The following is a 12,250-nucleotide window of genomic DNA, read 5'->3' as shown; positions in this document are numbered from 1 at the left end:
GTCTCCCACAGTCTGTACTGCGTCAACAGTCAGAATCCGGCATTTAGTCCCACCACCCCTTCAAGTCTAACCATACAAGCCGGCTTGCCGGCGATAGGGCCAGCCCAGGCACACAAAAAAGGCCGCACCCTTCACAGGGCGCGGCCTTTGCATTTCAGCCAGCGCGGATCAGTTATCCAGCGCCACCCGCCCGGCAACCTGCCGCTTGCGTTGCACCAGCAAGCCAGCCGCCACCACACCAATACTCAGCAGTGCAGTCGCGATGATCTCCGCTCGGTGATCCTCACGCAGCGCCATCACCACCAGCACGGCAACGATGAAGGCAATGCTCGCCCAGGTCAGCCCTGGGAACAGCCACATCTTGAAGACGATCTTTTCACCACGCGCTTCACGCTGGCTACGCATGCGCAGCTGCGAAACGGCAATCACCAGGTAAACCAGCAGCGCGATGGCGCCGGAGCTCGCCAGCAGGAACTCGAACACCTGGGCAGGCGCCACGTAGTTGGCGAACACACACAGGAACGCCGCCGCGGTGGACAGCAACACGGCCACATGCGGGGTCGCCGCCTTGGTGGTGCGCTGGGCGATGGCCGGAGCATCACCGCGCTTGCTCAACGAGAACAGCATGCGTGAGGAGGTGTACAGCGCCGAGTTCAAGCAGCTGGTTACAGCGATCAGCACCACGATGTCGACGATCAGCTTGGCATTCGGCACGCCGATGCGGCTCAGCACAGTCTGGTAGGAACCGGCCTCGGCCAGCGCCGGATCGTTCCACGGCACCAGGGCCACCACCAGGAAGATCGACACCAGGTAGAACAGGCAGATACGCCAGATCACCGAGTTAGTGGCACGGCTGATCTGCTTGCCCGGGTCTTTGGATTCGGCAGCAGCGATGGTGACGATCTCGGTACCCATGAACGAGAACATGGTGGTCAGCATGGCCGCCAGCACAGCGCCCAGGCCATTGGGCATGAAGCCCTGAGTGTCGAACAGGTGGCTGGCACCGCTGACCTGGCTGCTCGGCATCAGGCCGAACATGGCGATACAGCCAACAACGATGAAGCCAATGATCGCCAGCACCTTGAGCAGGGCGAACCAGAATTCGAACTCACCGTAGTTCTTCACACTGCACAGGTTGGTCAGGGTCAGCGCCAAGGTGATCAAAAGGGAGAAGGCCCAGAGATCAACGGCGGGGAACCAGGCATGCAGGATGGCGGCGGCGGCGTTGGCCTCCAGCGGGATCACCAGCACCCAGAACCACCAGTACAGCCAGCCGATGGTGAAACCGGCCCAGCGGCCAATCGCGCGGTCGGCATAAGTGGAGAAGGAACCGGTATCCGGCGAGGCGATCGCCATTTCACCCAGCATGCGCATCACCAGCACCACCAGGGTGCCCGCAGCGGCATAGGCCAGCAGCACGGCAGGGCCTGCAGCAGCGATGGCGTGGCCGGAGCCGACGAACAGGCCGGCGCCGATAACGCCAGCAATGGACAGCATGGTCACATGCCGTTGTTTGAGCCCCTGAGCGAGGTCATTGGAATTGTTACCGCTCATAAAACTACCTTTGTAAGGAGTGGACCGCCCGACTGTGGGTTAAGCGCGCCCGGGGTTGATTTAGGCGTCACTGCAATCGGCGGTTTGCATAGGGCAATAAGCGGGCCACCTGCCCGGCACATTCGTCATATGAAGCTGGCAGGCCGCAAAACGAGCGGCCTGCAGGCCATTCGGCCAAGTCCTGACCGAAAGGCCATCAAAAGCGGCAGGAAGGGTAAGATTACAGAAATACCCACATACAATCGCACCAAAGGTGCTCCTCGGTAACACCTTTGCACCGTTGCAATGCAAAAAAGTGCAACCCTGCGGTACAACCCTTCGCTGCGGTTGGCCTCTCGTTGGGTAGCCCCCGAATGCTCGCCAGCGACAGCACCTTTAGCCGCAAACGGCCCAAAAGCGCTTCCCAGTGCCGCCCAAAGCTGGCACCATCGCGCCTTTTTTCATCAAGGCTACGGCGCTGGGCGAGACCCTCGCGGACATCTGCGCGACGTTGCGCTGCAGCGATGCGACAAACTGCCCCAGCATTGCCCAAAGCCCCTTGCGACCCTGTTGGCCGCCCTGATGCCGCTATGCTAGCTTGGCGCACGCCAGGAAGGCCGCCAACAGCTGGGAACGCACCCGAACACATGAGGACCGCACATGGCCCAGGCCACGCCCGCGCTGGAAATCCGCAACCTGCACAAACGCTACGGCGACCAGGAAATTCTCAAGGGCATTTCGCTGACCGCGCGTGACGGTGACGTGATCTCCATTCTGGGATCGTCCGGCTCCGGCAAGTCCACCCTGCTGCGCTGCATCAACCTGCTGGAAAACCCGCACCAGGGCGAAATCCTGGTTGCCGGTGAGGCTCTCAAGCTCAAGGCCGCCAAGAACGGCGACCTGATCGCTGCCGACAACCGCCAGATCAACCGCCTGCGCAGCGAAATCGGCTTCGTCTTCCAGAATTTCAACCTGTGGCCGCACATGTCGATCCTCGACAACATCATCGAGGCGCCACGCCGCGTACTCGGCCAGAGCAAGGCCGAAGCCACCGAAGCGGCCGAAGCACTGCTGAACAAGGTCGGCATCTACGACAAACGCCACAGCTACCCCGCCCAGCTTTCCGGTGGCCAGCAGCAGCGTGCTGCTATCGCCCGCACCCTGGCCATGCGGCCTAAAGTCATCCTGTTCGATGAGCCCACCTCGGCGCTCGATCCGGAAATGGTCCAGGAAGTGCTTAACGTTATCCGCGCATTGGCCGAAGAAGGCCGTACCATGCTGCTGGTGACGCACGAGATGAACTTTGCCCGCCAGGTGTCCAGTGAAGTGGTTTTCCTGCACCAGGGCCTGGTTGAAGAGCAAGGATCGCCGCAGCAGGTCTTCGAAAACCCGACCTCGGCGCGTTGCAAGCAATTCATGTCCAGCCACCGCTAACGGAGCAACACATGCAGACTTACAAGAAATTCCTCCTGGCAGCTGCCGCCACGCTGGTGTTTTCGGCCAACGCCATGGCTGCAGAAAAACTGCGCATGGGTATCGAAGCGGCCTACCCGCCGTTCAACAACAAGGACGCCAGCGGTAACGTGGTCGGCTTCGACAAAGACATCGGCGACGCCCTGTGCGCCAAGATGAAAGTCGAGTGCTCGGTCGTCACCTCCGACTGGGACGGCATCATCCCGGCCCTCAACGCCAAGAAGTTCGACTTCCTGGTGTCGTCGCTGTCGATCACCGACGAGCGCAAGCAGGCCGTCGACTTCACCGACCCGTACTACTCCAACAAGCTGCAGTTCATCGCGCCGAAGAACGTCGACTTCAAGACCGACGCGTCCTACCTCAAAGGCAAGATCATCGGCACCCAGCGCGCCACGCTGGCCGGCACCTGGCTGGAAGACACCTACGGCAGCGATATCGACATCAAGCTGTACGACACCCAGGAAAACGCCTACCTCGACCTGATCTCTGGCCGAGTGGACGGCATCCTGGCCGACAAGTACGTGCAGTACGAGTGGCTCAAGAGCAAGGACGGCATGAACTTCGAGTTCAAAGGCGAGCCTGTGGTCGACAGCGACAAGATCGGCATCGCCGTACGCAAGGGCGACCCGCTGCGCGAGAAGCTGAACAAGGCCCTGGCAGAAATCAAGGCTGACGGAACGTACAAGAAGATCAACGACAAGTACTTCCCATTCAGCATCGAATGATTCGCCCCGACCAGCGCGCCCTTGCGGCGCGCCGGTCCCTAGAACGACCCTGCCCATGAATATCGACCTGCACGGATTCGGTCCGGCCCTGGCGGCTGGCACCTTGATGACCGTAAAACTGGCGCTTTGCGCCCTGCTGCTGGGGCTGGTCCTGGGCCTGCTCGGCGCCCTGGCCAAGACCTCCCCGCTCAAGCCCCTGCAATGGCTTGGCGGCTTCTACTCGACCTTGGTTCGCGGCGTGCCCGAACTGCTCTGGGTCCTGCTCATTTATTTTGGCACCGTCGGCCTGATGAACAGCCTCGGCGAAGCCCTCAACATGCCCGGCCTGGAACTCAGTGCCTTTGCCGCCGGCGTGATCGCCCTGGGCCTGTGCTTCGGCGCCTACGCCACTGAGGTATTCCGTGGCGCCATCCTGGCGATCCCCAAGGGCCACCGTGAAGCTGGCCTGGCGCTGGGCCTTTCCAAAAGGCGCATCCTTTCGCGGATCATCCTCCCGCAAATGTGGCGCATCGCCCTGCCGGGCCTTGGCAACCTGTTCATGATCCTGATGAAGGACACCGCCCTGGTATCGGTGATCGGCCTTGAAGAAATCATGCGCCACGCGCAGATCGGCGTGACCGTGACCAAGGAGCCGTTCACCTTCTACATGGTTGCGGCCTGCATCTACCTGGGCCTGACCGTGGTCGCCATGACCGGCATGCACTTCATGGAAAAACGCGCCGCTCGCGGCTTTGCGAGGGCCGAACAATGAACTGGGAAGTGATCATCAAGTGGCTGCCGCGCCTGGCCCAGGGTGCCACCCTGACCATGGAGCTGGTAGCCATCGCGGTCGTTGCCGGGCTGATCCTGGCGATACCGCTGGGTATCGCCCGCTCGTCGCGGCACTGGTATGTGCGCGCCCTGCCCTTCAGCTACATCTTCTTCTTCCGCGGTACACCGCTGCTGGTGCAGCTGTTCCTGGTCTATTACGGCCTCGCGCAGTTCGACGCGGTGCGCTCGAGCAGCCTCTGGCCCTACCTGCGCGATCCGTTCTGGTGCACGGTGCTGACCATGACCCTGCACACTGCGGCCTATATCGCCGAGATCCTGCGCGGCGCGCTGCAGTCGATCCCCAAGGGTGAAATTGAAGCGGCGCGGGCGCTGGGCATGTCCCGTGGCAAGACGCTGTTCTACATCATGCTGCCCCGCGCTGCGCGCATCGGCCTGCCGGCCTACAGCAACGAAGTGATCCTGATGCTCAAGGCCAGCGCCCTGGCCAGTACGGTGACCCTGCTGGAACTGACCGGCATGGCACGGACCATCATTGCCCGTACCTACCTGCCGGTGGAGATCTTCTTCGCTGCCGGGGTGTTCTACCTGGTGATCTCGTTCCTGCTGGTGCAAGGTTTCAAGCTGCTGGAACGCTGGTTGCGGGTGGATGCCTGCCAAGGGCGTTAACGACCAACGGGCTGCTCTGCTACCCACCGCCGTCAAGCCGGCTTGTCGGCGGTGGGCCCTTCACCTCAACCAATGCCTAGCGCCATGCCCCCTTTTCTCCACAGCCACCAACTACGCGACCGCTTCCTGGCCCTCGACCAGTTCCTGACCGAGCACCAGCCGCTGTGGAAACCCAGGCCGTTCACCACCCTGCGCCTGCCCTGGGAAGCCGAACACCCCGCACTGTCCGCCCACCTGCGCCAATGCAGCCTGAGCGATGCCGAAGCCGACCTCGACCCGCAAGGCGTGCCCGCACCGTTTCCACACCTTGCCCAACAAGCCCAACGGCTGAGCGCTCTGGGCGAGCTGCCCGACATCGGCCTGCCGCCCGCCGCACACCGCCTGGACGTCAATGTTCCAGGCCGTAAGTGGCAGCAGATCGAGGCCTTCAGCCGCCGCCTGAGCTTCCACACGCAGACCCACCACTGGCTGGACTGGTGCTCAGGCAAAGGCTACCTCGGCCGCCGCCTGCTGCAGCCCGGCCAGCAGCTGACCTGCCTGGAGTACGACGCCCAACTGGTCACCGCCGGCCAAGCGCTGAGTGACCACCACCAGCTACCGGCAACCCATGTGCACCAGGATGTGATGGCAGCGGACAGCCGCCGCCACCTGAGCAGCGACAAAAGCGTGGTCGCCCTGCATGCCTGCGGCGACCTGCATGTGCACTTGCTGCGTGTGGCCAGTGAGCAAGGCTGCCGCCATCTTGCCGTGGCGCCCTGCTGCTACAACCGCATCCAGGGCGAGCACTACCAGCCGTTATCCACAGCTGCGCAGCACTCGTCGCTGCAACTGTCGCTGCTGGACCTTGGCCTGCCTCTGAGCGAAACCGTCACCGCCGGCGCCCGGGTTCGCCACCAGCGCGACTGCTCGATGGCCAGGCGCCTGGGCTTCGACCTGCTGCAGCGCCGCCAGCGCCAACGTGATGAGTACCTGCCCACACCGTCATTGCCGGTGGCCTGGCTGGCCAAACCCTTCGAGCAGTACTGCCGCGATCTGGCCGACCTGCGCGAGCTGGAACTGACCATCAACCCCGACTGGGATGCCCTGGAAGCCGAGGGCTGGAAACGCCTTGCCCAGGTGCGCAACCTGGAACGGGTACGCAACCTGTTCAGAAGGCCACTGGAAATGTGGCTGGTGCTCGACCGTGCCCTGTTTCTCGAAGCGCAAGGCTACGCCGTACGCCTGGGTACGTTCTGCGATTATCCACTCACCCCACGCAACCTGCTGCTGCTTGCCGAGCGCGATCATTAGCGCGGCACAACCTGTGGATAAGTCTGTGAACAAGCTTGTGATGAATGGTTGGATCCAAGCGTTATTTCAACCGTTCGGCTTATTCCCGCTGCAGCTGCAACCCCAGTAAAAACAGGCCTTTGCGCAAAGACCAGCGGTGCATGGGATCGGCACGCCTTTCTCGCATGGGGCTGATGCCTCTTGTGCATAAACATATATTCGATTAGGCAAATAGCGCTGGATTGGTGCGGCTACTGCCTGATTGTGGGCGCCGGCTTGCCGGGCCCACGGGTGCGTTCCAAGTCAGTGCAGTTTGTTCTTGGCCATCTCGATATCGTTCATCAACGCCTTGGCCAACACGCTGAGGTAATCGGCGGCGCCCAACAGCTTGTGGTCATCTTCCACATCGCCTTCGCGCACCAGGTGTTTGATGTAGCCCAGCAATATCGAAACCTGTTCATAGGCGTGGTCTACAGGGATGCCGGGTTGTACGCGCAAGAGCTTCACGGGCGGGTTGCCGACTTCGAGAAACGTTTCGACACCGGCTGTGGTGAGGGGCTTTGTTTCAAGGCTCATGTGAACGACTCCCCTTTCTGCGTAGCGTCCCAGCTCCGCTTGGCATGCTGGATCAGTACATAGGCTGAGTAGGCCGCGTGGTTGGCGTTTGCCAGCAGGTTCAGGCCGGGCTCGCCTGCGTGGTCACGGCAGTGGTCGTCCAAGGTTTCGACTACGGCACGCAGGAGTTCGCCGGCGTGGGCGATGGCGTCGGTTGGGGAAATGTCGCTGTGGATGGTGAAGTACGGGGTGGTGATGAGAGGGCGAGGTGGGTCTGGAACGATTTTCTTCACTTTTGAGTTCCCTACATTCATTAAGGAGAACCCACCGCAATTCTTCTCACAGAAAAGAGGTGGCGACCGAACACGGGGTGAGAAACCGAGTGAATGTAGGAAGCTCGGCCAGACCGAGGTCTGCCCGTGCACGGTCACCATAAAAGCAGCCGGAACATTCAAACGGGTTTCTCACGCCCGGTCACCAGGAATTGGCGACCTGGGAACGGTATCCCTGGGGCACTTCCCCGCCAACAGTGAAGGTTCGGCAGCGCTCGTAGGATAATTCCCAAGTGCTCCGTTACTGAAGCATTTGGTTTTAGATTCAGAAATACCTTACAGCTGCGCTCCCAGCGAAAGAGCACCACCGTATTTTTGAGAGCGGGGTTTAACCACGGAAAGGCCTGCACAGTGATCACAATGCGACGCAGATCCACCGCGAGCCCGGCCCAACGGTGTATGATCCGCCCCCAAATCACTAAAAAGCTACGTCGCGCGCTGCCCCGCCAGCCCCGCGACCGTCTGGCGTTGCGCCAGAATCGACATGGACTAACGGACCTCGACATCGTGCCTCACGCCAAATCCCTTGCCCTGCTGACCTTCTCCCTGGCCCTGACTGCCTGCGCCAATAGCGGCGGTACCACGCCACAGCACACCAGCAACCTGGACTGGAACACCCCCGGCATGCAACTGGGCGGCGACAACGGTCTGCCCCTGCGCGTAGAAAGCCCCTGCCGCAAGCGTGGCTGCGACAACGATAAGCTGTTCTTCAACCCCTCCAAGACCGAACCAAACGTCAACACCATCCACCGCGGCTGGTAGGAAATTTCTCCTTTTAGGCCGGTGACTTAGGTCATTTTCAAACAATCGCAAGGAAGTGGTTTACAGGCGCCAACCGATCGTTATAATGACGCCCCATTGCCGGTATAGCTCAGATGGTAGAGCAACTGACTTGTAATCAGTAGGTCCCGGGTTCGATTCCTGGTGCCGGCACCATACGCAGTATCAAAAAAGGCTCACCGAAAGGTGGGCCTTTTTTGTTTCCCCCCCTGCAGCGCCCAATCCCCTGCCTTACAGATGCCCTGAAGCCACCACGATCGGTGTAGGAGCTGGCTTGCCTGCGATGGGCTGCGCAGCAGCCCCAACCACCCCAAGCAGAAGCAATTCTCTGATCACCAGCCCAGCTCACAAACAGACACACCCTCCAACACAAACGCTTTGACTAGCCAACCAATCCCCACTACGATTTATCGCAAATTTTAGATATTTCTGCCGAGGCAAGCCAATGGCGCTTCAATTCCACGAAAGTCCTTTCCACGCCACCCACGACGCAGATACCGCCAGCAAAATGGCCTTGAAAATGGACTTGTCCATTTTCATCACTGACTGCATCAAAAAAATGGGCCTCAAACAGCATGATGCCGCAGCCAAGCTGAACGTAACCCAATCCCGCATATCCGAGCTTGCAAATGGCAAGATCGAGAAATTCACCTTGGACGCCATGATGGACATGCTGGACAAGCTCGGCTTTCGCACAACCCTGACCCTGCCCTCAAACGATGCAGGTTCACCGCCCCAGATCGTGATCACCCAAACGCCTGGCAGCTAAACCCTGTATCCCATTTTTCTCAGTTCTTGCTTCAACTCCTTCATCCGCTGTTCGGCGACCTGCATCGCGTGCCGGTCGGACCTGTTGGTCGTTTTTACGAACGAATGCAACACGACGACCATGTCTGCAAATTTGGCCACATACACGCATCGGAATGCAGGGCTGCCGTTGATGATGAGCTCAATCGCACCCGCCCCTACCGACTCGGACAACGACTTGATCGGCCGCTCTGGGTCCTGGCCATACTGGATGCGTCGCAGGTCTTTACCAAAATCGTCCTGAACGTCTTTGGGAAGGTCTTTGTATTCACGCTCAGCAGCTGCACTCACAAACGCAACCTTTTTCAACGGTGTACCCACGGCGAGATGCTGGATTGGGGACGGCATGGATGCCAGGAGAAGGGAATCTAGCGCAGTGGCTTGCAGCTGGCGGAATTAGAAATGTTTCGCGGTTTGACCCTGAAATATCGTGTTTCTCTCGCCCGCTGAAATCAGTTCGACCTCATTTGGGGTCGGGGTTTGCCGCACTCAGGACGATGGGCTACGACACCAAGGTGGATATCTGCGGCCACGGGTTCCGAGCCATGGCGTGCAGCGCGCTGGTCGAGTCCGGGCTGTGGTCGGAGACGGCTATCGAGCGACAGATGAGCCACAAGGAACGCAACAACGTGCGCGCCGCCTATACCCACAAGGCCGAGCTCCTCGAAGAGCGCCGGATGATCATGACCTGGTGGAGTCGGTATCTGGAGGCGAACCGCGAGGACCATGTGACGCCGCACGAGTTTGCCAATCAGGCGGGGGAGAACGTCACGCGCCTTCCCAGTGCCAAGAGGACCGAGTAGCCCGCCGCACCACCGCATCAAACCAGCTGTGAAGTTACCCACAGCTCCGCATGAAGCTCCTCCGCGCGGGTCCATTGAAACGGGGCGGCAAAGCCGCCCCGTTTCAATGGACCTAACCTTATCAAAAGCAACTGGCACAGTTATCGTCTGTGGAAAACCACAAATGTCCACCGGGGGATAGTTTTATCCACAGGCGCTAACCTCCTGAAATCGCTTTGCTTGACGTACATTGTCCACAAGCGTAGACCGGTAGATGCAAGTGCTGCCGAGGCAGCCGAATGTGGCCTGAACCTGAAAGGTTACGCCGCAACCGCGGTGGTTCAACCCCCAAGTACGATTCGCGTCCGGTAGCTCGTACGGTCACTACCCATGTGATGGATGCCAACTAAACATCGTTGCCCCTGCGGCAGCCACCTACCCTTCTGTCCAGCAGCAACCTATCCGCTTGGCCATTTCGTATGCGCCAACCTGCGCCCGTCTCTTTCTCCTGCAAAGAGACGGGCGCTTCTACCACTGCTGCAGCCCACGTCGCACATGGCTTTGCGGCAATTCCCCTCGTGACAATCGGCGTGACAAACGCCGATGTCACCAGCAACAGCGATGTAGATGATGGTGCCGTAGACCAGGGAATGGACTGCACCTGACTGACAGTCAGGCATGCCCCGGTCATCGCATTGCTGCGTTCACCCGGTTCAGGATCTTCAGGCGCTGGTCTCGTCAGCCAGCACTGCCTCCACCCGCCCACCGGCAACGGTGCTCAGGAGGCCAGATCATGAGATGCCCTTGCTCCCGGACGTAAGGAGCCGCTAGTCCCGCGTAGTGGACATTCCCCACAGGTCGCAGGGGCCTTGATCCCTGATAACACTCAACATTCTTGGCGGGATGACGTGGGATGGTAGCGGTTGTTAAGTGTGTAGAACGAGCTACGGAGATGGCGACGTAGCTTGATTCTGACGTGTTTGATACATCCGCAGATTCTTAATTCTCAACATTACTGGTTTTATATACAGCATTTAGGTGACGCTTACATCGCGCGAAGTGATATCAAAATGGTTGCACTAAGCAAGCAATCATGGCCTCATGCACCAATCAACAAGTCATGGATGACATTCTCAGTAATTGTCAGTTATGACCGAACGACGATTGATCATGCTGAGATATATAAATGGCAACACCAAAAACATTTATGGAGAAAACGGCCGCTCCGGGTGCTAGCGCCGGGTTCGACTATCAATACTATTATTTCCTCTACAAAGTATTAAACCTGAAAAAAGGACAGTCTGTCGGGCTAGAGATTAAAGACGATGTCCATACAGATGTTGATGATGACCTACAACTGCTATTCCAACTAAAACATACAATCCAGAAACAAGCTGACGGAAGACCTGTCGCACTCACCGAACTAGATGCTGACCTTTGGAAAACCTTTCATAACTGGTCAAAGGTTATCTCAGATCCGAATGATGGGCGAGCAAACGAAGCCGCCCAGCTGAATTTCATTTCCAGAACTGAATTCCATCTTGTAACCAATAAAAGTGCAAGTAGCTCAAACAAAATTGGAAGTCTATTAGTCGGCTATATCGAAGACCATACGTCAGAAAACTTTGAAAAAATCCTACATAGGCTCGAAGAACTCAAGTCATCAACATCAGACGATTCAATAAAGGGCTATATAAGCACCGTCAGCGAACTTTCTGCATCCGTCAAAAAAGAGTTCTTTAAGAAAATATATTTTGAGCTTGCCGAGACAGACATAATTCAGAAAATCAAAACCACGATTGCTGAAAAATTTATTCCACCCGAAAAAGTTGATGAAGTTTACGACCGGCTTAACTCAAATATCCGAGACAGCAATTACATAGCCATATCAAATGGCAAAGCATTTTCTGTGCTTTTCGACGACTTCACCGCCAAGTACTGGAAAATATTCCAAGACGCACGAAACAATAAACTTTCCAGCCTTAGATTTGAGCCTGTACTCCCCGGAGACCTCCTCAGCCAGCCCTTCATTCAACAACTAATCGCGATTGAAGACATATATGATCACGAATCTGAGATCATAACGGAGTATTCAACCCACAAATTAAGGCTCGCGCGCAGTCTAGAACAGTGGGAACAGAATGGAGAGGTTGTACATGATGAAATACAGGCCATGCATGGGGAAGTTCACTTAAGATGGAAAAACAATCATCGCATGGCATACCGTGGCTGTGGCCCTGATGAAGTAAAAATCAAGGGGCAGACAATTGTTAATATGATGCGCCAGGAAAAATACAAGCTCGGCGGAGACGAACTCAGCACCGAACACTCCAATGGCGAACTGTATGAGTTGTCAGACATTGGTCGAATTGGTTGGCATCAGGACTGGGAAAAACTTTGAATATGAGCGAAAGAAGCATCCTAACCTGGAGCGGGTACAACAATTCTGGCATCGCAGCGTTGTAAGGGATCCATCATCCCCACATTCCAACCGTCCACCTGATTCCCGATGCTGTGCTCCCGATTTCTTTCTGGAGCCAGCCCGCCATGATGCGCC

12 protein-coding genes, 1 tRNA gene and 1 pseudogene are annotated in these 12,250 nt (G+C 58.1%); 10 read left to right on the top strand and 4 right to left on the bottom strand.

The features are described 5' to 3' along the window. Window positions 1–168 precede the first annotated feature (168 nt). A complete protein-coding gene (gene gabP / locus ACIPZH_RS25615) occupies window positions 169–1,554 on the bottom strand; it encodes a GABA permease (protein WP_400638320.1) in 1,386 nt (461 codons plus the stop codon). Between the two features lie 639 nt (window positions 1,555–2,193). Here gabP and ACIPZH_RS25610 point away from each other — a divergent pair. The 5 genes from ACIPZH_RS25610 (at window position 2,194) to ACIPZH_RS25590 (ending at window position 6,458) form a co-directional block, all read left to right on the top strand. After that, on the top strand, window positions 2,194–2,967 hold the full coding sequence (locus ACIPZH_RS25610; protein WP_012316684.1) for an ABC transporter ATP-binding protein: 774 nt from the start codon (window positions 2,194–2,196) through the stop codon (window positions 2,965–2,967). 11 nt (window positions 2,968–2,978) lie between these two features. Next, the gene (locus ACIPZH_RS25605; protein WP_115273105.1) at window positions 2,979–3,731 is read left to right on the top strand and encodes an ABC transporter substrate-binding protein; all 753 of its coding nucleotides are present in this window, start codon (window positions 2,979–2,981) and stop codon (window positions 3,729–3,731) included. 55 nt (window positions 3,732–3,786) lie between these two features. Next, on the top strand, window positions 3,787–4,482 hold the full coding sequence (locus ACIPZH_RS25600) for an ABC transporter permease (RefSeq protein ID WP_267819403.1): 696 nt from the start codon (window positions 3,787–3,789) through the stop codon (window positions 4,480–4,482). After that, window positions 4,479–5,168: an ABC transporter permease gene (locus tag ACIPZH_RS25595; RefSeq protein WP_400638319.1), complete on the top strand. Its 690-nt coding sequence runs from the start codon at window positions 4,479–4,481 to the stop codon at window positions 5,166–5,168. The genes ACIPZH_RS25600 and ACIPZH_RS25595 overlap by 4 nt, the downstream gene beginning before the upstream one ends. Before the next feature lie 84 nt (window positions 5,169–5,252). Then, window positions 5,253–6,458, top strand: coding sequence for a methyltransferase (locus tag ACIPZH_RS25590; RefSeq protein WP_400638318.1), 1,206 nt, complete (start codon window positions 5,253–5,255; stop codon window positions 6,456–6,458). Window positions 6,459–6,740: 282 nt separating this feature from the next. Here the strand turns inward: ACIPZH_RS25590 and ACIPZH_RS25585 are convergent, their stop codons facing one another. Both ACIPZH_RS25585 and ACIPZH_RS25580 read right to left on the bottom strand, forming a co-directional pair. Then, on the bottom strand, window positions 6,741–7,013 hold the full coding sequence (locus ACIPZH_RS25585) for a DUF3077 domain-containing protein (protein WP_400638317.1): 273 nt from the start codon (window positions 7,011–7,013) through the stop codon (window positions 6,741–6,743). After that, window positions 7,010–7,285 carry a hypothetical protein gene (locus ACIPZH_RS25580; RefSeq protein ID WP_400638315.1) on the bottom strand — a complete coding sequence of 92 codons (276 nt, stop codon included), beginning with the start codon at window positions 7,283–7,285 and terminating at the stop codon, window positions 7,010–7,012. The genes ACIPZH_RS25585 and ACIPZH_RS25580 overlap by 4 nt, the downstream gene beginning before the upstream one ends. A 546-nt stretch (window positions 7,286–7,831) precedes the next feature. Between ACIPZH_RS25580 and ACIPZH_RS25575 the strand changes: the two genes are divergently transcribed. From ACIPZH_RS25575 to ACIPZH_RS25565, 3 genes are all read left to right on the top strand, one after another. Beyond that, window positions 7,832–8,086, top strand: coding sequence for a hypothetical protein (locus ACIPZH_RS25575; protein WP_400638324.1), 255 nt, complete (start codon window positions 7,832–7,834; stop codon window positions 8,084–8,086). Between the two features lie 98 nt (window positions 8,087–8,184). Then, window positions 8,185–8,260, top strand: a tRNA-Thr gene (locus ACIPZH_RS25570). 289 nt (window positions 8,261–8,549) lie between these two features. Continuing rightward, window positions 8,550–8,873 carry a helix-turn-helix domain-containing protein gene (locus ACIPZH_RS25565; RefSeq protein WP_011953230.1) on the top strand — a complete coding sequence of 108 codons (324 nt, stop codon included), beginning with the start codon at window positions 8,550–8,552 and terminating at the stop codon, window positions 8,871–8,873. Here the strand turns inward: ACIPZH_RS25565 and ACIPZH_RS25560 are convergent. After that, complete coding sequence (locus ACIPZH_RS25560; RefSeq protein WP_400638322.1) at window positions 8,870–9,220, bottom strand: type II toxin-antitoxin system RelE/ParE family toxin; 351 nt, start codon at window positions 9,218–9,220, stop codon at window positions 8,870–8,872. The genes ACIPZH_RS25565 and ACIPZH_RS25560 overlap by 4 nt on opposite strands. Before the next feature lie 173 nt (window positions 9,221–9,393). Between ACIPZH_RS25560 and ACIPZH_RS25555 the strand changes: the two are divergent. After that, window positions 9,394–9,714 (top strand): annotated as a pseudogene (locus ACIPZH_RS25555) (tyrosine-type recombinase/integrase); the annotation flags it as partial. 1,165 nt (window positions 9,715–10,879) lie between these two features. Then, a complete protein-coding gene (locus ACIPZH_RS25550; protein WP_400638313.1) occupies window positions 10,880–12,094 on the top strand; it encodes a hypothetical protein in 1,215 nt (404 codons plus the stop codon). Window positions 12,095–12,250 lie beyond the last annotated feature (156 nt).

This window comes from Pseudomonas sp. NPDC089758 (assembly GCF_044748705.1).
Classification (GTDB): Bacteria; Pseudomonadota; Gammaproteobacteria; order Pseudomonadales; family Pseudomonadaceae; genus Aquipseudomonas; species Aquipseudomonas putida_X.
This window is presented reverse-complemented; position numbering and strand designations above follow the sequence as displayed.